Below are 19,933 nucleotides of genomic sequence, written 5' to 3' on the forward strand. Positions count from 1 at the left end.
CTATTGAATATCGATAGGAGACCTCATGAGTCGATGGATCACACGGGGTGCGCAGGCGATCGTCGCCCTGGCGTTCGCGGGGGCGCTCTTCCTGCAGACCGTCCTGCTGCTCGAGATCGGCGACGAGCTCTCGGGCGCCCGTGAGCGCGGCGTGATCGGGTGCGCGGTCGCGTTCCTCGCGTGCGCGCAGGTCGTGCTCGTGTGCGTGTGGCGGCTTCTCGCGCTGGCGCGGCAGGGTCTCGTGTTCCGCGCGCGTGCGTTCCGCTGGGTGGACGCCATCATCGGCGCCTGCGGTGTCGCCGGCATCGTCGTCTTCGCCGCCGCGGTGCTCGTCGCCCCGCTCCCGGATGACGGTGGACCGGCCCCCGGTGTCGTGCTGCTCGTCTGTGTGTTCGCGGCGATGTGCTGGGGGGTCGCGCTCGTCGTCACGGTGATGCGCGGGCTGCTCGCCCAGGCGATCGCGTCGCGCGCTGAGCTCGACGAGGTGATCTGATGCCGATCGTCGTCGACATCGACATCATGCTCGCGCGTCGTGGGATGGCGGTCGGAGAGCTGGCCGATCGCATCGGGATCACTCCGGCCAACCTGGCTGTCCTGAAGAACGGTCGCGCGAAGGCGGTGCGGTTCGCCACGCTGGAGGCGCTGTGTCGCGAGCTGGACTGTCAGCCCGCGGAGCTCCTGCGCTACGAGTCGTGAGAGCCGCGATGCCCGCATCGAAATCGGCGAGGGTCGACTCCGCGACCTCCTCCGGATCGGCGTCGTAGGCGCCGATCTCGGCGGCCTGGATGCGCTGCTGCACAAGTGACACGTGGCCGAGCAGGAACTGCGCGAGTACGGCCGCGTCTCGGGTGGGGTCGGCGGAACCCTCGCGGGTCAGCGCGTCTCGGAGAAGAGCGTGGGCGGGGTCGGATCCGAGCGCCAGGGCGGCGGTGCCGATGACCACTTCCGCGCCGTCGCGGTGAGAGAGGATCGCGCGGCGGATCGCCCGCGCCGTCGACGCGACGTCGGTCGCGTGGCCCGCCTCGCCGACGATGCGGTCGGCTACCGCCGCGAGCAGGGACTGCTTGTTCTCGACATGCCAGTACAGGGCGCTCGGCTGCACGCCGAGTGCGGTCGCGAGGCGACGCATCGACAGGTCGGGCAGGCCGAACTCGTCGAGGAGGCCGAGCGCGCGGTCGACGATCTGCTCGAGGTCGTGGGTGCCGCGATTCGCCATGCGCATGACTATACTGAACGGCGTTCAATGAACGGTGTTCAGGAAGGCGTGACATGACAGGGAACGACCGCTTCGAGGCCCGCGACATCGCACGGGTCGCCGTGTTCGCGGGGATCATCGCCGTGCTCGGACTGATGGGGCCGATCCCGGTGCCCGGCCTCGTGCCGATCACGGCCCAGACGCTCGGCGTCATGCTCGCGGGAACCGTTCTCGGATGGAAGCGCGGCGGGGCGGCGGTTGCCGTCGTGTTCCTCCTGGCTGCCGTCGGTCTCCCCGTGCTGTCGGGCGGCCGCGGAGGCCTCGGGGTCTTCCTCGGCCCTGCCTCGGGCTACCTCATCGGCTGGCTCCCCGCCGCGATCGTCGTCGGACTCATCGCGCACGCGGGCGCGCGCCGGCTGGTGTGGTGGCGCGTCGCGCTCGGCGCGGTCATCGGCGGCATCGCCGTCATCTACGCGTTCGGGATCCCCGTGCAGGCGGCTGTCACCGGCATGTCCCTCGGCGACACGGCGCTCACGTCGCTCGCCTTCCTCCCGGGCGACATCATCAAGGCGGTGATCGCGACGGCCCTCACGATGGTGCTGTACCGCGCGTATCCGCCGGCATTCCCTGCCAGCGTGCGTCGTTCGCGCCGCGTCGTGCAGACCGCGTGATCCGCGTCGACGGTCTCGGCGTCGAGGTCGACGGCACGCGGATCCTCGCGGACGTCGCCGTCGACCTCGCCGAGTCGCGCGTCGCGGTCATCGGCGCGAACGGATCCGGCAAGTCGACCTTCGCCCGCACGCTCAACGGCCTCATCGTGCCGAGCGAGGGATCCGTCGAGGTGTGCGGAATCGACGTCGCGCGCGAGCCGAAGCGCGCGCGCGACGCCGTGGGATTCCTGTTCACGAACCCCGACGCGCAGATCCTCATGCCGACTCCCGCCGAGGATCTCGCGCTGTCGCTTCGAGCCGCGGAGGTGCCGCGCCGTGAGGTCGCGGACCGCGTGAGAGCGGCGCTGGCGCGCTTCGGGCTCGAGGGCCACGCTGAGCAGCCCGCCTACAGCCTCTCCGGTGGACAGAAGCAGCTGCTCGCCCTCGCCGCCGTGCTCGTGCGCGAGCCGCGCGTGCTCGTCGCGGATGAGCCGACGACCCTCCTCGATCTCGGCAACGCGCGTCGCATGGCCGACCTGCTGATCGAGGGAGACGGCGTCGGGAGCGCACCCGAGCAGGTCGTCGTGGTCACGCACGACCTCGACCTGGCGGCGCGCTGCGATGTCGCGCTGCGCTTCGACGACGGCCGGCTCACGTCCGTCGGCGACCCGGCCGACGTGATCGACGCCTATCGCGCGGAGTACGTGTGATCCCGCTCTACCGGGCCGGCACGAGCCCTCTGCACCGCCTGTCCGCGGGGACGAAGCTCGCGGGGCTCGCCGTGCTCGCCCTCGTCGCCTCGCTGTTCCCCCACACCGTGTGGACTGCGGCCGGCGCATTCGCGATCACGTTCGTGCTCTTCCTCCTCGGCGGCCTCGGGGGTGCGACCTGGGCACGCCAGCTGTGGGCGGCGAAGTGGATCATCGCCTTCCTCCTCGTGACGCAGGTCATCTTCCTCGATGCCGAGACGGCGGTCATCGGCACGGTGCGCGTGGTCTCCGTCGTCCTGCTCGCCGCCGTCGTGACGATGACGACGCCGACGGGGGAGATGATCGATGTCCTGCAGCGCCTCCTGGAGCCCTTGCGTCGCGTGGGGGTGGATCCCTGGCGTGTCGCCTTCACGCTGTCGCTCACCATCGCCGTGATCCCCGTGATCGCGTCGCTCGCCGCGCGGATCCGGGAGGCGCAGCGTGCTCGCGGCGTGCGGCTCGGGCCCCGCGCCATCGTGACCCTCCTCGTGCTGTCTCTGCGCCACGCCGACGACATGGGCGACGCTCTCACCGCCCGCGGGCTCGCCTGACCGGGACGTCGCGGAGCCGAAGCGCCGCGACGCCCGGCCGACGGCCAGTCACACGCCGATAGGATGGTCAGCTGGCGCATTCGCGTCGAAGATCCCCGACAGAACGGACCCTCCTCGTGCTTGCCGTCAGTGACCTCGAGATCCGCGTCGGTGCGCGCCTGCTCATGAGTGATGTGAGCTTCCGTGTCGCCGGTGGCGACAAGATCGGGCTCGTGGGGCGCAACGGCGCGGGGAAGACGACCCTCACGAAGGTGCTCGCGGGTGACCTTCCTCCCAACGATGGGACCGTGACGCTCTCGGGCGAACTCGGATACCTGCCGCAGGATCCGCGATCCGGCGATCCCGAGGAGCTCGCGCGCACGCGCATCCTCAACGCACGCGGGCTCGGCGACCTCACAGCGGGCATCTCGCAGGCGACAGAGGAGATGGCATCCGAGAACGCCGCCGTCGCCGAGAAGGCGATGCGCCGCTTCGGGCGCCTCACGGAGCGCTTCGAGACGTTGGGCGGATACACGGCCGAGGCCGAGGCCGCGACGATCGCGAGCAACCTCTCGCTTCCCGACCGGATCCTCGACCAGCCGCTGAAGACGCTGTCGGGCGGTCAGCGCCGTCGCATCGAGCTCGCACGGATCCTCTTCAGCGACGCCGACACCATGATCCTCGATGAGCCGACGAACCACCTCGACGCCGACAGTGTCGTGTGGCTGCGCGAGTTCCTGAAGTCCTACAAGGGCGGACTCATCGTCATCAGCCACGACGTCGACCTCGTCGGCGAGACGGTGAACCGCGTGTTCTATCTCGATGCGAATCGCCAGATCATCGACATCTACAATATGGGGTGGAAGCACTACCAGCGCCAGCGGGTCGCGGACGAGGAGCGTCGCAAGAAGGAGCGGGCGAACGCCGAGAAGAAGGCCGGCGCCCTGCAGCAGCAGGCGGCGAAGTTCGGGGCGAAGGCGTCCAAGGCCGCGGCGGCGCATCAGATGCAGGCGCGCGCGGAGAAGCTCCTGTCGGGTCTCGACGAGGTGCGCCGGGAGGATCGCGTCGCGAACATCCGGTTCCCCAAGCCGTCGGCCTGCGGACGCACGCCCCTCATGGCGAAGAGCCTGTCGAAGTCGTACGGCGCGCTCGAGATCTTCGCGGGTGTCGATCTCGCGATCGACCGGGGCTCGAAGGTCGTCGTTCTCGGCCTCAACGGCGCGGGAAAGACGACGCTGCTGCGCATCCTCGCGGGTGTCGACGACTCCGATACGGGGCAGATCGAACCCGGACACGGGCTCAAGATCGGCTACTACGCGCAGGAGCACGAGAACCTCGACGTCGACCGCAGCGTCCTGCAGAACATGATGTCGGCGTCTCCCCACATCAATGAGACCGAGGCGCGCAAGGTCCTCGGTTCCTTCCTCTTCACCGGCGACGATGTACTCAAGCCGGCCGGAGTGCTGTCGGGTGGTGAGAAGACGCGCCTGTCGCTCGCGACGCTCGTCGTGTCGAGCGCGAACGTGCTGCTGCTCGACGAGCCGACGAACAACCTCGACCCGGCCAGCCGCGAGGAGATCCTCGGTGCGCTGGCCCACTACGAGGGCGCCGTCGTGCTCGTCTCGCACGACGAGGGCGCTGTCGAGGCGCTCAACCCCGAGCGCGTCCTGCTGCTGCCGGACGGCGTCGAGGACATCTGGAACAAGAGCTACATCGATCTCATCACGCTCGCGTAGGGGTTCTTCCGCGTCGCGAAATTGTCGGTCTCAGGCGGCGCAGTGCGCGGCAGAGTGGTGGCGATCGAGGCGAATCCGCGCTCTGCGGGCCGCCGTGACGACGCCACCGGGAGCACCATGACATCTCGCGACGACTGGGCCGCGCAGACCACCTCCGATGCGATCGCGGCGGACGAGGCGCCGAGGATGGACGGAGAGGTCGCTCTCGTCGCAGGAGGCGGTCTCAGCGGCCCCCTCGGCGGGGTCGGGTTCTCGATCGCCTGGCTGTGCGCGCGCAGCGGCGCGTCGATCGCGATCCTCGATGTCGACCAGGAGGCCGGCGAGCGCGCGGTCGACGCGATCCGCTCGGCCGGAGGAGACGCGGCGTGGTTCGATGTCGACGTCACAGACGACGGATCGGTCGCGGCGGCCGTCGACGGCGCCGTGCAGCGCTTCGGCCGCCTCGATCATGTCGCCGATTCGATCGGGGGCGGCGGAGCTGTGCCGATCTTCGACATCGACGACGCAGAACTCGAGCGCGTCATGAATCTGAACTTCACGTCGGCCTGGCGGGTCATGAAGCACTCGCAGAAGCATCTCTCACACGGTGGATCCATCGTGACGATCTCATCGGGCGCCACGGAGGGGCGCGGGCCGGCCATGCCCTACACCATCGCCAAGACGGCATTGGAGAAGCTCACCGTCGGCGCTTCCCAGACGCTCGCGCCGCGCGGGATCCGCGTCAACGGCGTCCGAGTCGGGATGATCTGGGGCGCCTTCGCCGCGCGCGGGATGGATGAGGACATGCGGGAGATCCGGCGCAGGAACGTGGCGCTGCAGACGGAGGGGAACGTGTGGGACATCGCGTCGGCCGCGTTCTTCCTGCTGAGTGACCGGGCGCGGTGGGTCTCGGGCCAGGTGCTCGCGGTCGATGGCGGCGGCTTCGCACTCAAGCCGACGGGGGCTGCAGGGTCGGCGAAGCCGCGCTGACGCTCACCGCTCCGCGGCGTCGAGGAGGGCGTCCTCCTCTTCCATGTCGCGGTCGCGGCGGCCCTTGTCCCGCTTCTTGCGGGGCGCGGGTGCGTCGAGCTCGTCCGGGTCGTCCTCGTCTTCGTCAGTCGCCCGGATCTCGGTGCGGATCATGTAGCCGATGAAGCCGAAGCCCATGATGGCGAACAGGATCCACTGGATCGCGTACGACAGGTGAGGGCCCGGATCCTGCTCGGGCTCGGCGAGCGGCTGCGGGCGCTCCGCGACGGCGGGATCCTCCTCCACCATGACGGCGTAGGCGGTCGTGATCGTGCTCTCGCCCGCGACGGCGGCCACCTGCGGTGCGTGGATCGTGGGGAGCTGCCCGTCGGGGGCGCCGCGGCCCGACGGCGGAAGGGGCTCGCTCGGCCGCAGGCGCGCGGTCACGGTGACCTCGCCGTCCGGGGGAGCCGGGGCCGTCTCCGGGCCGCCACCGTCGGCGGGAGGGATCCACCCGCGATCGACCGCGATGATGCGACCGTCGTCGAGCTGGAACGGCACGATCACCTCGTACGCGCTGGTGCCCCCCTGCGCGCGGTTCCGGGCCAGCAGCTGATCGTCGGCGAGATACTCTCCGGTCAGCGCGACCGGTCGCCACTCGTCGCCCGGTGCGAAGTCGTCCGTGCCCGTCATCAGCTCGGTGAGGGGAACGGGGGCGGCGTCGTAGTTGTTCGCGATCAGCGCGTTCGCCGCTTCGCGCTGCTCGTTGCGTGCGAACTGCCACTGCGAGAGCACCGCGCACAGGATCGCGAACAGGATCGCGACTCCTACGTACATGCTCCAGCGCCCCGCGCGCGGCCACCGCTTCATGCGTCCGCCTCGGGCAGGACGACACCGTTTCCGTCGACGAGCCCGTCTTCGACGGCGACGGGGAAGCTGCGTGATGCCAGGAAGTCGCGGAGGTAGTCGACGTGCTCGGCGCACGCGAGCCACACCTTGCGGCGATCGACCGAATGGATCTTGGGATTGCGCCACACGACGCTGTACGACGCGGACGACCGACATCCTGCGCGGGAGCACTGCGGGGAGTCGGGATCGAGCCCGAGGATCACGCGTCGGCCTCCGGACGCTGGGGCGTCTCGCTGAGCCGGATGACGGGCGGCGTCGCCTCGGCGGGCGCTTCCTCGGCGGGAGCGGGAGGGCCGATCGAGAGCTCCGGCTGCTCGGCCTGCGAGGCGGATGCGGACTGGCTCTGGTTCGCGATAACGACGGCGAAATAGGGGAGGAAGATCGCCCCGACGGCGAACACCGCCGTGTACCAGCCCCACGGCTGGATCGCGAAGGCCAGCACGATGCACGCCGTGCGGATCCCCATGGTGAGGAGATACTGCCGCATGCGCGACGTCTCGTCCTCATCGGGAGAGGTGCCGAGCGAGGTCGCGGTCGGTGCGGGGTGCTTGCGGTTCACGATGTCTCCAGCCTAATCCGCCGGAGATGGGAGGGGGGCTACGCCGCTGCGAGCGCGGGAACGAGGGCGAGGAAGGTCCCGCCGAAGAGGATGATCGCGACGACGGCGATCAGGACGAGGAGCAGGGTGAGCCCGATGGTCACGTACCCGACGATGAGGCCGGTGAGCGCGATTCCCCGGCCGCCCTGCGTCGACTTCCTGATCTGCGAGAGGGCGATGTGGCCGAAGATCACGGCGAGGATCGGCGCCACCACGGCGACGGCCATGAGGATGACGCCGAGCACTGGAATCCACGAGAACAGCCACGAGGCCGGTGCGACGAAGCTGCAGATCATCGACGTCACGGCGAGCGGATTCGCGGGGTTCGCGGGCGTCGTGTAGACGGGGTGACCGGGCGCGGCACCCGGAGTCGCATACGGCGACGGCTGCGGCGCCTGGTACGTGGCGGTCGGAGTGGCGGGCGCGGGGGAGTGCGGCGACTCGAACGGCGGATCCAGCGGAAGCGTCTGAGACTGATCCGCCGGCGTCTCGCGTGACGGCTGCGGCCGGACCGGCTCGGGGTACGACGGCTGCTCGTGCGACATGGGTTCCCTCCCGTTTGCGTCCCCTCCAGACTACTGCGTTCCGCGTGCGGAGAGAGGCCGACGGTTAGGCTGATCGGCGGCCGATTCCTTCCGATCCAGGAGCAACAACATGAGCGCAGCTGCCACGTCCGACCGCGTCGCCCTCGTCACGGGCGGGAACCGAGGGATCGGACGCGCGATCGCCGAGCGCCTCGTGCGCGACGGATACCGCGTCGCCGTGACGGCGCGATCCGGTGAGGGCCCGGAGGGCGCTCTCGCCGTGCGCGCAGACGTCACGGACGGCGCATCCCTCGATGCCGCGATCGCGGACGTCGAGGCCCAGCTCGGTCCGGTCACGACCGTCGTCGCCAACGCCGGCATCACGAAGGACACGCTGCTCATGCGGATGAGCGACGACGACTTCGACGCGGTCGTCGACACGAACCTCGGCGGCGCCTTCCGGACCGTCAAGCGCGCGATCAAGAGCATGATCAAGGCGCGTCGCGGTCGCATCATCCTCGTCTCGAGCGTGTCGGGGCTGTACGGGGTGGCCGGCCAGGCGAACTACTCGGCGTCGAAGGCGGGTCTCGTCGGCTTCGCGCGCGCCATCACACGCGAGCTCGGCGGGCGCGGCATCACGGCCAATGTCGTCGCCCCCGGGTTCATCGAGAGCGACATGACGGCCGAGCTCGACGACGAGACGCAGAAGGCCTACAAGAAGCAGATCCCCGCGGGGCGCTATGGATCGGTCGAGGAGATCGCGGGGGTCGTGTCCTGGCTCGCGGGCGACGACGCCGCGTACATCTCGGGCGCGGTCATTCCGGTCGACGGCGGCCTCGGCATGGGGCACTGAGGCGCCCGGATCTCGCCCCGCGCCGCGATGCCGGCGACGGCGAACCGAGGTGGTCAGGGCAGCAGCGGGATGAGCTGGGCGAGATCCACGGGGCCGACGGTCAGGGGGGCCGCGGCGCGCACCGCGGGCTTCGCGTTGAAGGCGACGCCGAGCCCGGCTGCTGCGATCATCAGCAGGTCGTTGGCGCCGTCGCCGATCGCGATCGTGCGGTGCGGCGCGACCTCGTGCTCCGCGGCCCACGCGCGCAGATGATCGGCCTTCGCCTGCGCATCGACGATCGGTCCGTCGACGGAGCCGGTGAGGATCCCCTCTGCGGCCTCGAGCCGGTTCGCACGCCACATGTCGACGCCGAGCGTCGGGGCGAGGCGGTCGAGGATCTCGTGGAAGCCGCCGGACACGACGCCGACGAGACCGCCGCGCGCGTGGACGGCGTCCGTGAGGGCGGTGACGCCCGGCGTCGGCTCGATGCGCGACAGCACACAGTCGAACGCCGAGGTGGGGACGCCCGCGAGCTCCTCGACGCGCGAGCGCAGGCTCGACGCGAAGTCGGTCTCGCCGCGCATCGCGGCCTCGGTCGCCGCGGCGACCTCGGCGCCGCGGCCGGCCTCATCGGCGATCAGCTCGATGACCTCGTTGCGGATGAGGGTGGAGTCGGCGTCGAGAACGACGAGAAAACGCGCAGTCACGTTCACCGAGAGTACTGATTCCGATCGGTAGGCTCGACGTCATGACTTCGGTGCTCGAGATGAACGACGTCGTGGTGCGTCGGAACGGCCGTCACATCGTCGACGAGGTCTCGTGGACGGTGAACGACGACGAGCGCTGGGTCATCCTGGGGCCGAACGGCGCGGGCAAGACGACGCTGCTGCAGCTCGCCGACACGCTGCTCTACCCGACGAGCGGATCCGTCGACATCCTCGGCGAGCGTCTCGGCAGGACCGACGTGTTCGGACTGCGACCGCTGATCGGGTTCGCCTCGAGTGCACTGGCCCGCCGGATCCCGGCCGACGAGACGGTTCTGAACGTCGTCCTCACGGCCGCCTACTCCGTGACGGGTCGCTGGAACGAGGAGTACGAGAGCATCGACGAGCGACGCGCGCGGCGCGTGCTCGCCGAGTGGCACCTCGACGGTCTCGCCGATCGCCTCTTCGGCACGTTGAGCGACGGCGAGCAGAAGCGCGTGCAGATCGCGCGCGCCGTCATGACGGATCCCGAGCTCCTCCTCCTCGACGAGCCGACCGCGAGCCTCGATCTCGGTGCGCGAGAGGTGCTGCTGCACCTGCTCGGCGGCTACGCGCAGGCACCGGGGACCCCGGCGATGATCATGGTCACCCATCACGTCGAGGAGATCCCCGTCGGATTCACGCACGTCATGCTCATGCGCGACGGCAGGTCCGTCGCTCAGGGGCCGCTCCGCGAGACCCTCACCCGCGAGAACCTGCAGAAGGCGTTCGGCATCCCGATCGCCGTCATCGAACACGGCGGACGCTGGGTCGCGCGAGCCGAGGCGCCTGCCGCTCCCTGACGCCCAGGACCGATCTGGTAAGATCATTCGCTGGCGCTCGAGGTGCGCCGGTACGGGCCTCTGGCTCGTACAATTCCCTCCTCACACGATCTTTCGCAAGGACATCCCATGAAGACTGACATCCACCCCACGTACGCGCCCGTCGTGTTCCGCGACCTGGGTTCGGGCGAGACGTTCCTCACGCGCTCGACCGCCACGAGCGACAAGACCATCGAGCTCGACGGCGTCGAGTACCCGGTGATCGACGTCGAGATCTCGTCGGCGTCGCACCCGTTCTACACGGGCAAGCAGCGCATCATGGACTCGGCTGGCCGCGTCGAGAAGTTCAACCAGCGCTTCAAGAACTTCGGCAAGTAAGCCGCAGTTCTCGCGAAGAAGGCCCCGTTTCGGCGGGGCCTTCTTCGTTCTCGGGGAGATCTTCAGCGGATCGGCCAGCTGCCGTCGATCGTCTCGCCCGCGTCGATCTTGCCGATCTTCACGAAGTAGCGGCTGAGGCTCTCGGCCTGCTCTGCCGCCCAGGAGACCTGCTTCTCGTGCAGCTCGGCGAGGGAGCCGGGGAAGTCGGACGCATAGCGGCTCGCCTGAGCCAGGGCCACGCGGCCCGCGGCGATCGCGTCGGCCGATGCCTCGTGCGCGTCGTCGAGCGGGATGCCGTAGTGCTCGGCGACGATGTCGAGCGTGCGCTTGCCGCGACGGTAGGTGTCGTGGTGCTTGTCGACCACGAGCGGGTCGACGACAGGCGACGGATTGGCGATCGGCGCGAGCGCGTGGCGGACCGCCTCGTTCTTCAGGACGGAGAAGTCGAACGGCGCGTTGTACGCGACGACGGGGATCCCCGCGTCGAGGAGCGCGCGCAGCGCCTCGGTGATCTCGCCGACGACCTGTCGGGCGGGGCGGCCCTCGGCGCGGGCCATCTCGGTCGTGATGCCGTGCACAGCAGCAGCGCCCGCGGGGATCTCGATGCCCGGGTCGGCGAGCCACTCGGACGAGGCGAGCACCGCACCCGACTCGTCGAGTACGCCGACATACGCCGTGACGATGCGATCGCGCGCGACGTCGACGCCCGTGGTCTCGAGGTCGAAGACGGCGAGGCGGGAGAGCGGATGCCCCGCGACCGGCGCGTAGCGCGCGATGATGTCGTCGAAGGGCATGCGATTCTCCTGCGGTGTCATGGGGGAGGGCAGGTCGACCGCGAGGGAGCCGTCGACGGCCAGGAGCGCGGCGGGCGCTCCCTCGTGTCGATGATCGCGCGTCGCTGCTGAGCGGGCCCTGGGGGTGCGGGTCCGCGGCTCGCGTGGCACCCACGACGGACGCTCGCCGGGATGCTCGAGGTCTGCCAGCCCGAAGAGCGGCGGCGGGTCGGGCCACGTCGTCTTCATACCCACGAAGGTAGGTGCGACCCCTGACATTCGACGCGCGCCACGCCACATACACTCGGATGGTGCCCGTCCCCTCGCCCTACGCCGACCTGCTGGACCGCGTCCCCTCGGAGCGGCACGAGGTCGAAGCCGGCGGCACGCGCACCGCTTACTGGGAGTACGGGGCCTCTGACGCGCCCCTCGCGATCCTCGCTGTGCACGGCTTCCGCGGGGATCATCACGGCCTCGAACCGGTGGTCGCGCACCTGCCGCAGGCGCGCTGGATCATGCCGGACCTGCCGGGCTTCGGCGAGACGCCCCCGGTCGCCGACCGCACGCACGACCTCGACACGTACGTGGACTGGCTCACGTCGTTCGCGCGCGAGGTCGCACCCGGGGCGGTCGTGCTCGGCCACTCGTTCGGCTCGATCGTCGCGTCAGCGGCCGTCGCCCGAGGGCTCGCCGCGCCGCGCCTTGTCCTCGTCAATCCGATCGGCGCCCCCGCTCTGGAGGGCCCCCGCGGCATCCTCACACGCCTCGCGGTCATCTACTACGGTGCGAGCGCCCGGCTGCCGCACCGCCTCGGCACCTGGCTGCTGCGATCGCGTCTCATCGTCCGCGTCATGAGCGTCGCGATGGCGAAGACCAGAGATGCGCGGCTGCGGCGCTGGATCCACGATCAGCACGACCGATTCTTTTCCGACTTCAGCGATCGCGACACGCTCCGCGACGCTTTCGTGACGAGCGTCTCGCACGATGTCCGGGAGTCGGCGGGGCGGATCCGCCAGCCGACCCTGCTCGTCGCCGCGATGCAGGACGACATCACGCCGATCGACGCGGAGCGCGAGCTCGCCGCCCTGTTCGCAGACTCGTCGCTCGTCGAGATCGACGGCGTCGGACACCTCATCCACTATGAGAAGCCCGCGGAGGCCGCCGCGGCGATCCGCGACTTCCTGAGCCCCTCGGGCGCGTCTCCCGACTGATCGTCGACGGTGCGGACCGCGGGTACGTGCGTCGCGGCGCCGACACCGGCGCACGTTGCGGCGATTCGACCACCTTGTCCGCACGGGGAGGCGCGTACGCGCGACCATGCTCGCTGCGGCCCTGACGGGGCCTCTCGCCTCAGCGCTGCGGTTCGCGGCGAGCGAGCTCCATGAGACCCGAGACGCGGTACGGGATCGCCTCGCTCATGACGAGCTGGGTCTCGGTGCGCTCCACGCCCGTGACTCCGAGCATGCGGGCGTCGACGTCGAAGAGGTGACGCGCATCGCGGCACGCGACGAGCGCGAGCATGTCGACCTGGCCCGAGACGCCGTGCACCTGCACGATCTCGGGGATCCGGCGCAGTTCGTCGGTGATCGCAGGCAGCGACGCCTGCATGACGCCGATCGAAATGAAGGCCTGCAGCGGGAACCCGAGCGCCGTCGGCGCGATGGTGCGTTCGAACGACTGGAACACACCGGCCTTCTCCAGGCGGGCCATGCGCGACTGGACGGTGTTGCGCGACATGCGAAGGGTCTCCGCGAGCGCCACGACGGTCGCGCGCGGGTCATCCGACAGCGCGGCGATCAGCTCGAGGTCGACGTGATCCAGTGAGGCCATAGTGCATGACGGTACCAGTGCTGACGGTCGCATCATGGTCAATATGCTCAACCGTTATCGGAACTACTGCGCGACGTGTCGAAGTGTTACGTCAGGGCTGATCAGTGAGGGCTGAACGCGTCAGGTGCCGGAGTATCCGATGACGCGGATCCCGTCGTCGGTCACGTCGAGGATCTGCTGGGATCCGTTTCCGATGCGTTCGCCCGCACGCGGGTAGCGGCCGTCGGAGGCGTGCCGCAGCACGCGCGAGATGAGTCCGCCATGCGCCACGGCGATCGCCGGGGTCCCATCGGCGGCGATCCGGGCGAGCGTGTCGAGCGCCCGTGCGAGGACCTCGTCGTTCGTCTCGGCACCGGGCACATCGACGCCGCCGGGATAGCGCTCCCAGTACTCGGCGGCGTGCATGCCCTCGGCCTCGCCGTAACCGCGCTCCTTGAGCCCGTCGTACAGGGCGGGCGCGGTGAGGCCGATCGCGCGGCCGATGATCTCAGCGGTCTCGCGCGCGCGGAGCAGCGGGCTCGCCACGATGCGCGCGTAGTCGCCGCCGCGCAGCGCCTCAGCGGCGCCCTGCGCCTGCGCGCGACCGGTGTCGTTGAGGGGGATATCGCTGTGGCCCTGCACGCGCCCCTCGCGATTCCACTCGGTCTCACCATGGCGTACGAGAGCGATGATCGTCACAGAGCCGACCCTATCCGGGTGCGATGGGGCGGGGGTCACCGCAGGGCGGGCAGCGCGTCGGCGAGGCGCGCGAGCACCTCGCTCGTGCCGCCGTCGATCTTGACCGTCGCGCGCTGGTCGGCCTTGGTCGCGCCGCGATTGACGACCACGACGGGGATCCTGCGCCGTCTGGCGCGCTCGACCAGGCGGATCCCGCTGTTGACGACGAGCGATGAGCCCGCGACGACGAGCGCGTCGCTGGCCCGCACGAGCTGCTCGGCCTCGCGGAACTTCTCGGCGGGGATGAACTCGCCGAAGAACACGACATCCGGCTTGAGCAGACCACCGCACACCGTGCAGTCCGGGATGAGGAAATCGAACTCGGCGCGGGGAGCGACGTCGCCGTCGGGACCGAGGGGCACGCTGTCGGGCACCGTGATCCAGGGGTTGTCGCGCTCGACGCGCGCGCCGATGTCGCGCCGATCGAACACCTGGTAGCAGTCGGTGCAGAACACGCGGCGCATGGTGCCGTGCAGCTCGACGACGCGTGCGGACCCCGCACGCAGGTGCAGGCCGTCGACATTCTGCGTCACGACGCCCGTGACGACACCGTCGTGTTCGAGATCTGCGAGCGCCTGATGCCCGCGGTTCGGCTCCGCGGCGGAGAACGCCTGCCAGCCGAGGTGAGAGCCGACCCAGTAGCGGCGCCGCGCGTCTTCATCGCCGAGGAACATCTGCGCCGTCATGGGCGTGCGCTTCGGAGCGCCCTCGCCGCGATAGTCGGGGATTCCGGAGTCGGTCGAGATTCCGGCGCCCGTGAGCACGGCGAGTCGGCATCCCGCCAGGGCGTCGATCGCCCGCCCGATCTGAGTCGTCAGTTCGGACTCGGACTCCTGCGCGATGCTCACGGGCACGATCATACGGCCGGATCCTGCGGCCCCAGACAGGTGCGAGAGGATGGCCGGATGCATCTCGAGCGGATCACCGACGCCTCAGACGAGCGCCTCGCCGACTACCGGAGCCTTACGGATGTCGCGCTGCGGCGCGTGCTCGAGCCGGAGGGTGGCCTCTACATGGCCGAGTCGGCGAAGGTCCTCGGGCGGGCTCTCCGCGCGGGGCACTCGCCCCGATCCGTTCTGACGGCGGAGAAGTGGCTCGGCGACGTCGAGGAGCTGCTGGGTGAGTCGGATACCCCCGTCTACGTCGTCGCGGACGAGGTCGCCGAATCCGTCACCGGCTATGCGGTGCATCGGGGGATCCTCGCGGCCATGCATCGACCCGTTCTGCCGTCCGTGCCGGACGTCCTGCGTGACGCCCGCACGGTGCTCGTGCTCGAGGACATCGTCGACCACACGAACGTGGGCGCCGCGTTCCGTGCGGCCGCAGGGCTCGGCGCAGACGCCGTGCTCGCGACCCCGCGGTGCGCCGATCCGCTCTATCGCCGCAGCGTGCGCGTGTCGATGGGCACGGTCTTCCAGGTGCCGTGGACGAGGCTGCCTGAGTGGCGCCGGAAGGACGGTGCCGGCGCTCGGGAGATGCTCCATGACGCCGGCTTCCACATCGCGGCCATGGCGCTGTCCGAGGAGGCCGTCCCGCTCGACGCGTTCGCCGCGACGCGGCCCGAACGCGTGGCGTTCACGATGGGATCCGAGGGACCCGGGCTCACGCGCTGGGCACTCGATGCGGCGGACACGACGGTGATGATCCCGATGGCGGGCGGCGTGGACTCGCTCAACGTCGCGGCCGCGGCCTCCGTCGCCCTCTGGGCGCTGCAGCACCCGCCGGCGCGCTAGGGCGTGTCTCACAATTGGAGCCGCAACGAGCAAGGTCGTGAGTGCGTACATCGCAAGGCGAGGCGCGTGCTCGCGGCCTGCGCAGTCGGCGATCAATTGTGAGACACGACCTAGACCCCGCTGTCGCCGCCGATGAAGGGCGCGGCGTCGGGGCGCTTCGGGAGCACGCCGTCTCCCGAGGACTGGTGGCGCAGGCGACGCAGCACCCACGGGACCAGGTGGGTGCGCGCCCATACGAAATCCTCGCGGCGCGCCTGACGCCATGTGCGCTCCGGCAGAGGAGGGGCCTGCATCGGCTTCAGGTCGTTCGCGACGTTGAGGGTGCGCAGCACCAGGCGCGCCACCTCGTGGTGTCCGATCGGGTTGAGGTGGAGGCGGTCCTCCGACCAGAAGCTCGCGCCCTGGATCTCCTTCAGCGCCCAGAGATCGGCCACGAGTGCATCGTGCTTGTCCGCGATCGCGCGCACGTTCTCGTTGTAGATGGCGATCTTCCCGCGGAACGTCTTGAACACCGGGTTCCAGCCGATGTCGAAGCCCGTGAACACGACCACCGCCGCGCCGCCCGACCCGAGGCGCGTGACGGCGTCCTCGAACTGCACGGCGATCTCATCAGGATCCGTGCCGGGACGCAGCACATCGTTTCCGCCCGCGCAGATCGTGACGAGATCCGGCGTCAGCGCCAGGGCAGAGTCGATCTGGTCGTCCATGATCTGCCGGATGAGCTTGCCGCGCACCGCCAGATTCGCGTACGCGAAGTCTTCCGCCTGCTGCGAGAGCACCTCGGCGACGCGGTCGGCCCAACCGCGGTGTCCGCCGGGCGTCGACTCCTCGGGATCGCCGAGGCCCTCCGTGAACGAGTCGCCCACCGCGACGAGTCGTCGCCACGGATGGACGTGCGCATTCGGCAGATGCGGGGTGCGGGGATCCGTCGGCGTCGTCATCGTTCCTCCATCGTCGGCAGAAGGGAATCTAGCCGCTCATCGGCGGCGGATCCATCACCTGTGAGGTCCGCGCAGAAGAATGTCGGTGGTCGCGTCTATCGTTGTTGATCGTGCTGAGTCCCTCCTATCCGCAGAGAGCCCCGAGGGGCACGGCGGGCAGGCTCCGGGCGTGGCAGCAGGAGGCCCTCGACCAGTTCTTCGAGCAGAACAAGCGAGACTTCCTCGTCGCTGCGACGCCGGGCGCCGGAAAGACCACCTACGCCCTCACCGTCGCCCGCGAGCTCCGTCAGCGCGATGAGATCGACAGGGTCGTCGTCGTATGCCCGACCGAGCACCTCAAGACGCAGTGGGCCGATGCGGCCGCACGCGTGTCGATCCGCCTCGACCCCGAGTTCAGCAACGGATCGCCGTATCTGGCGCGCCACTACCACGGCGCCGTCGTCACCTACGCGCAGGTCGCCGTGAAGTCGTCCGTGCATCGCGCCCTCGTCGGCGAGGCGCGCACGCTCGTGATCCTCGACGAGGTGCACCACGGCGGCGACGCGCTCAGCTGGGGCGACGCCATCCGCGACGCATACGAGGGCGCGACCCGACGCCTCCTGCTCAGCGGGACGCCGTTCCGCAGCGACGAAGCCCCCATTCCGTTCGTGGAGTATGCGCCCGACGAGCAGGGCCTGCGAACATCCGTGACCGACTACAGCTACGGCTACGGCCGTGCGCTCGCCGACGGCGTCGTGCGTCCCGTCCTGTTCCACGTGTACACGGGGCACATGAAGTGGCGCACCCGCATGGGCGACGAGATGGAGGCGAATCTCGGCCAGGACAACACGAAGGACATCACGAGCCAGGCGTGGCGCACGGCGCTCGACCCCGAGGGCGACTGGATGCCCGCCGTGCTGAAGAGCGCGGACCAGCGTCTCACCGAGATCCGGCACCACGTGCCCGACGCCGGCGGCCTCGTCATCGCGACCGATCAGTCCAACGCGCGTGCCTACGCCGCGCTGCTCCGCGAGCTCACGGGGCAGGTCCCGACCGTCGTGCTCAGCGACGAAGAGGGAGCCTCGTCGCGGATTGAGCAGTTCTCCCAGAACACGTCGCGGTGGATGGTCGCGGTGCGCATGGTGTCCGAGGGCGTCGACGTGCCGCGCCTCGCGGTCGGCGTCTACGCGACCAGCTCGTCGACGCCGCTGTTCTTCGCGCAGGCCATCGGCCGCTTCGTGCGCGCTCGCCGCAAGGGCGAGGCCGCGAGCGTGTTCCTGCCGCAGGTGCCCGTGCTCATGCAGCACGCGCACGAGATGGAGAAGCAGCGCGATCACGTCCTCGACCGCGGCGAGAAGGACGAGGACGGCCTCGACGACTCGCTCCTCGAGTCGGCCGAGCGCGAAGAGAAGGCGAGCGACGAGCTGATGCGGGACGAGGAGTTCTCGTTCCAGTCGCTCGGATCCACGGCGCACTTCGACTCGGTCGTGTTCGAGGGACAGCAGTTCGGTCAGCTCGCCGAGCCGGGAACCGAAGAGGAGCTCGAATTCATCGGGATCCCCGGCCTGCTCGAGCCCGAGCACGTGCACGACCTCCTCATGCAGCGTCAGGCGCGGCAGTCGAAGCACCGCCAGGCACGCGAGTCCCGCGAAGAGAGGTCCGGGATCGAGCCCGACATCCCCGCCCCGCTCCATCGCACGCTCAAGGAGCAGCGTCAGCTCCTCAACAGCCTCGTCGGCGTCTACGCGCGGCAGACGGGGGATGCCCATGGGCAGGTGCACGCGTGGCTCCGGCGGTCGTGCGGAGGTCCCCCCGTGGCGCAGGCGACGGTCGCTCAGCTGCAGGCGCGCGTCGAGCTGCTGCGCAAGCGCGTGCGCAGCTGACCCAAGCGCACGCCCTTCGGGAATCCGAAATGCTCCGAAAGCGTCCGTGAGTGGGGTCCTTCGGACGGCGGCGTTCTACGTTCGATGAGGCCCGCGTCGGGACGCGCGGGGCGTCACACCATCTTCCGAGGAGCTCCGCGTGCCCGCGACTTCGCCCGAACTCGATCCGTCACAGGCGACCCCGGCCCAGCGCCGTCGCTGGGCACAGTACCTCGCCGACGAGCGCGCCGAAGCCGCCGTGTACCGGCGGCTCGCACGTCGACGCTCGGGCGACGAGCGGGACATCCTGCAGCAGCTCGAGGCGGCGGAGAACCGCCACGAACGGCATTGGCTCCAGCTCCTGGGCGGCGAGCCGTCGAAGATGCCGAAGGCGAGCCTCCGCACACGCCTGACAGCGTGGCTCGCGGCGCGCTTCGGCTCGATCTTCACGCTTGCGCTCGCGCAGCTCGCCGAGGCGCGATCTCCGTACGATTCGGATCCCTACGCGACGCCGGCGATGCGGGCGGACGAGAAGATCCATCACGAAGTCGTGCGCGGGCTCGCCGCGCGCAGCCGGCGGCAGTTCTCGGGCACGTTCCGTGCCGCCGTGTTCGGCGCGAACGACGGCCTCGTCAGCAACCTCGCGCTCGTCATGGGGATCGGCGCCACGGGCGTCTCCGGGGCGTTCGTCCTGTTCAGCGGTCTCGCGGGCCTCCTCGCGGGCGCTCTCTCGATGGGGGCGGGTGAGTTCGTCTCGGTCAAGTCGCAGCGCGAGCTGCTCGACGCGACCGAGCCCAATGCGTTCGCCGACGACAGCCTCCCGGATCTGGACGTCGATGCCAACGAGCTCGCGCTCGTCTACCGCACGCGCGGCATGCCGCAGGACGACGCGCTGCGCCATGCTCGCGAGGTGGTCGCGAACGCTCACGCGGGCCGCATGCCGGCGCGCACGGGGACGGTCGATGCGCACGAAGTCGTCGGGGGAGCGTGGAAGGCGGCGTCGTCGAGCTTCCTGTTCTTCTCGTCGGGGGCGATCATCCCCGTCCTCCCGTGGATCTTCGGGCTCAGCGGCATCGCGGCGGTCGCGGTGGCGCTTGTCCTCGTCGGCATCGCCCTGCTTCTGACGGGCGGCGTGGTCGGACTGCTGTCGGGTGCCTCGCCGCTCCCACGCGCCCTGAGACAGCTGGCGATCGGCTTCGGAGCGGCCGCGGTGACGTACGTGCTGGGGCTGGTCTTCGGAGTGTCGGTGGCGTGACGCGCCCGGGATCCGTGTTCGATTCGCCCGTGCTCGGAGGCGGTGGTAATGTTGTTTCTCGGTTCGGAAAACGAGCGGAAGCGCTCGAGAAGATGAATCGACACCCAATGCGCGGGTGGCGGAATAGGTAGACGCGCTAGCTTGAGGTGCTAGTGCCCGTATTAGGGCGTGGGGGTTCAAGTCCCCCCTCGCGCACAGAAGGTCGAAGGCCGGGTCCCATCGGGGCTCGGCCTTCGTCGTGTGCACGGCCATGTTGCACGATGTTGGTG

Annotated in this window: 24 protein-coding genes, 1 tRNA gene and 1 pseudogene; 15 read left to right on the forward strand and 11 right to left on the reverse strand. The window is 69.9% G+C overall.

The window, feature by feature from the left end; genetic code table 11:
- The first annotated feature begins 25 nt into the window (after positions 1 to 25).
- On the forward strand, positions 26 to 493 hold the full coding sequence (locus KOL93_RS04370; RefSeq protein ID WP_221584107.1) for a DUF2975 domain-containing protein: 468 nt from the start codon (positions 26 to 28) through the stop codon (positions 491 to 493).
- Entirely contained in the window at positions 493 to 696 is a 204-nt protein-coding gene (locus KOL93_RS04375) for a helix-turn-helix domain-containing protein (RefSeq protein ID WP_221584108.1), read from the forward strand. The genes KOL93_RS04370 and KOL93_RS04375 overlap by 1 nt, the downstream gene beginning before the upstream one ends.
- Positions 697 to 1,102: 406 nt before the next feature.
- Here the strand turns inward: KOL93_RS04375 and KOL93_RS16425 are convergent.
- Positions 1,103 to 1,222: pseudogene (locus KOL93_RS16425) on the reverse strand (TetR family transcriptional regulator); the annotation flags it as partial.
- A 47-nt stretch (positions 1,223 to 1,269) separates the two neighbouring features.
- On the opposite strand from KOL93_RS16425, the gene KOL93_RS04385 reads away from it, so the two are divergent.
- The 5 genes from KOL93_RS04385 to KOL93_RS04405 all read left to right on the forward strand — a co-directional run bounded on the left by KOL93_RS04385 (position 1,270) and on the right by KOL93_RS04405 (position 5,829).
- The gene (locus KOL93_RS04385) at positions 1,270 to 1,866 is read left to right on the forward strand and encodes a biotin transporter BioY (protein ID WP_221584109.1); all 597 of its coding nucleotides are present in this window, start codon (positions 1,270 to 1,272) and stop codon (positions 1,864 to 1,866) included.
- Complete coding sequence (locus KOL93_RS04390; RefSeq protein ID WP_221584110.1) at positions 1,863 to 2,555, forward strand: energy-coupling factor ABC transporter ATP-binding protein; 693 nt, start codon at positions 1,863 to 1,865, stop codon at positions 2,553 to 2,555. Before KOL93_RS04385 ends, KOL93_RS04390 begins: the two co-directional genes overlap by 4 nt.
- Complete coding sequence (locus KOL93_RS04395; protein ID WP_221584111.1) at positions 2,552 to 3,145, forward strand: energy-coupling factor transporter transmembrane component T family protein; 594 nt, start codon at positions 2,552 to 2,554, stop codon at positions 3,143 to 3,145. Before KOL93_RS04390 ends, KOL93_RS04395 begins: the two co-directional genes overlap by 4 nt.
- A 116-nt stretch (positions 3,146 to 3,261) precedes the next feature.
- A complete protein-coding gene (locus KOL93_RS04400; RefSeq protein WP_221584112.1) occupies positions 3,262 to 4,860 on the forward strand; it encodes an ABC-F family ATP-binding cassette domain-containing protein in 1,599 nt (532 codons plus the stop codon).
- Between the two features lie 117 nt (positions 4,861 to 4,977).
- Entirely contained in the window at positions 4,978 to 5,829 is an 852-nt protein-coding gene (locus KOL93_RS04405) for an SDR family NAD(P)-dependent oxidoreductase (RefSeq protein ID WP_221584113.1), read from the forward strand.
- A 3-nt stretch (positions 5,830 to 5,832) separates the two neighbouring features.
- On the opposite strand, the gene KOL93_RS04410 is transcribed toward KOL93_RS04405, so the two are convergent.
- Genes KOL93_RS04410 through KOL93_RS04425 form a run of 4 tightly spaced genes read right to left on the reverse strand, consistent with a single transcriptional unit; the run spans position 5,833 to position 7,860 of the window.
- Positions 5,833 to 6,678, reverse strand: a complete 846-nt coding sequence (locus KOL93_RS04410) for an SURF1 family cytochrome oxidase biogenesis protein (RefSeq protein WP_221584114.1) — start codon at positions 6,676 to 6,678, stop codon at positions 5,833 to 5,835.
- On the reverse strand, positions 6,675 to 6,920 hold the full coding sequence (locus KOL93_RS04415) for a hypothetical protein (RefSeq protein ID WP_374107104.1): 246 nt from the start codon (positions 6,918 to 6,920) through the stop codon (positions 6,675 to 6,677). The genes KOL93_RS04410 and KOL93_RS04415 overlap by 4 nt, the downstream gene beginning before the upstream one ends.
- The gene (locus KOL93_RS04420; RefSeq protein ID WP_221584115.1) at positions 6,917 to 7,276 is read right to left on the reverse strand and encodes a DUF3099 domain-containing protein; all 360 of its coding nucleotides are present in this window, start codon (positions 7,274 to 7,276) and stop codon (positions 6,917 to 6,919) included. Before KOL93_RS04420 ends, KOL93_RS04415 begins: the two co-directional genes overlap by 4 nt.
- A 38-nt stretch (positions 7,277 to 7,314) precedes the next feature.
- Positions 7,315 to 7,860, reverse strand: coding sequence for a DUF4190 domain-containing protein (locus KOL93_RS04425; RefSeq protein ID WP_221584116.1), 546 nt, complete (start codon positions 7,858 to 7,860; stop codon positions 7,315 to 7,317).
- A 109-nt stretch (positions 7,861 to 7,969) separates the two neighbouring features.
- Between KOL93_RS04425 and fabG the strand changes: the two genes are divergently transcribed.
- Positions 7,970 to 8,692 carry a 3-oxoacyl-ACP reductase FabG gene (fabG, locus tag KOL93_RS04430; protein WP_221584117.1) on the forward strand — a complete coding sequence of 241 codons (723 nt, stop codon included), beginning with the start codon at positions 7,970 to 7,972 and terminating at the stop codon, positions 8,690 to 8,692.
- 53 nt (positions 8,693 to 8,745) lie between these two features.
- On the opposite strand, the gene serB is transcribed toward fabG, so the two are convergent.
- Positions 8,746 to 9,384, reverse strand: a complete 639-nt coding sequence (gene serB / locus KOL93_RS04435) for a phosphoserine phosphatase SerB (protein ID WP_221584118.1) — start codon at positions 9,382 to 9,384, stop codon at positions 8,746 to 8,748.
- A gap of 35 nt (positions 9,385 to 9,419) precedes the next feature.
- Between serB and KOL93_RS04440 the strand changes: the two genes are divergently transcribed.
- The gene (locus KOL93_RS04440) at positions 9,420 to 10,217 is read left to right on the forward strand and encodes an ABC transporter ATP-binding protein (RefSeq protein WP_221584119.1); all 798 of its coding nucleotides are present in this window, start codon (positions 9,420 to 9,422) and stop codon (positions 10,215 to 10,217) included.
- A 108-nt stretch (positions 10,218 to 10,325) separates the two neighbouring features.
- Positions 10,326 to 10,574: a type B 50S ribosomal protein L31 gene (locus tag KOL93_RS04445; protein ID WP_221584120.1), complete on the forward strand. Its 249-nt coding sequence runs from the start codon at positions 10,326 to 10,328 to the stop codon at positions 10,572 to 10,574.
- Between the two features lie 62 nt (positions 10,575 to 10,636).
- On the opposite strand, the gene KOL93_RS04450 is transcribed toward KOL93_RS04445, so the two are convergent.
- Positions 10,637 to 11,368, reverse strand: coding sequence for a 3'-5' exonuclease (locus KOL93_RS04450; RefSeq protein ID WP_221584508.1), 732 nt, complete (start codon positions 11,366 to 11,368; stop codon positions 10,637 to 10,639).
- A gap of 290 nt (positions 11,369 to 11,658) precedes the next feature.
- Here KOL93_RS04450 and KOL93_RS04455 point away from each other — a divergent pair, with 290 nt between their 5' ends.
- On the forward strand, positions 11,659 to 12,558 hold the full coding sequence (locus tag KOL93_RS04455) for an alpha/beta fold hydrolase (protein ID WP_221584121.1): 900 nt from the start codon (positions 11,659 to 11,661) through the stop codon (positions 12,556 to 12,558).
- Between the two features lie 139 nt (positions 12,559 to 12,697).
- On the opposite strand, the gene KOL93_RS04460 is transcribed toward KOL93_RS04455, so the two are convergent.
- The 3 genes from KOL93_RS04460 to KOL93_RS04470 form a co-directional block, all read right to left on the reverse strand.
- The gene (locus KOL93_RS04460) at positions 12,698 to 13,177 is read right to left on the reverse strand and encodes an Lrp/AsnC family transcriptional regulator (protein WP_221584122.1); all 480 of its coding nucleotides are present in this window, start codon (positions 13,175 to 13,177) and stop codon (positions 12,698 to 12,700) included.
- A gap of 120 nt (positions 13,178 to 13,297) precedes the next feature.
- Entirely contained in the window at positions 13,298 to 13,855 is a 558-nt protein-coding gene (locus KOL93_RS04465; protein ID WP_308291533.1) for a histidine phosphatase family protein, read from the reverse strand.
- 35 nt (positions 13,856 to 13,890) lie between these two features.
- Positions 13,891 to 14,754, reverse strand: coding sequence for a Sir2 family NAD-dependent protein deacetylase (locus KOL93_RS04470; RefSeq protein WP_221584123.1), 864 nt, complete (start codon positions 14,752 to 14,754; stop codon positions 13,891 to 13,893).
- 45 nt (positions 14,755 to 14,799) lie between these two features.
- Here KOL93_RS04470 and KOL93_RS04475 point away from each other — a divergent pair, with 45 nt between their 5' ends.
- Complete coding sequence (locus KOL93_RS04475; protein ID WP_221584124.1) at positions 14,800 to 15,627, forward strand: TrmH family RNA methyltransferase; 828 nt, start codon at positions 14,800 to 14,802, stop codon at positions 15,625 to 15,627.
- A gap of 110 nt (positions 15,628 to 15,737) precedes the next feature.
- Here the strand turns inward: KOL93_RS04475 and KOL93_RS04480 are convergent, their stop codons facing one another.
- The gene (locus tag KOL93_RS04480) at positions 15,738 to 16,568 is read right to left on the reverse strand and encodes an SGNH/GDSL hydrolase family protein (protein ID WP_221584125.1); all 831 of its coding nucleotides are present in this window, start codon (positions 16,566 to 16,568) and stop codon (positions 15,738 to 15,740) included.
- Between the two features lie 110 nt (positions 16,569 to 16,678).
- Between KOL93_RS04480 and KOL93_RS04485 the strand changes: the two genes are divergently transcribed.
- The 3 genes from KOL93_RS04485 (at position 16,679) to KOL93_RS04495 (ending at position 19,859) form a co-directional block, all read left to right on the forward strand.
- Entirely contained in the window at positions 16,679 to 18,430 is a 1,752-nt protein-coding gene (locus KOL93_RS04485) for a DEAD/DEAH box helicase (protein WP_308291535.1), read from the forward strand.
- 139 nt (positions 18,431 to 18,569) lie between these two features.
- Positions 18,570 to 19,664 carry a VIT1/CCC1 transporter family protein gene (locus tag KOL93_RS04490; protein WP_221584127.1) on the forward strand — a complete coding sequence of 365 codons (1,095 nt, stop codon included), beginning with the start codon at positions 18,570 to 18,572 and terminating at the stop codon, positions 19,662 to 19,664.
- A 109-nt stretch (positions 19,665 to 19,773) separates the two neighbouring features.
- A tRNA-Leu gene (locus KOL93_RS04495) sits at positions 19,774 to 19,859 on the forward strand.
- Positions 19,860 to 19,933: the final 74 nt, after the last annotated feature.

The organism is Microbacterium salitolerans (assembly GCF_019720895.1).
Lineage (GTDB): Bacteria > Actinomycetota > Actinomycetes > Actinomycetales > Microbacteriaceae > Microbacterium.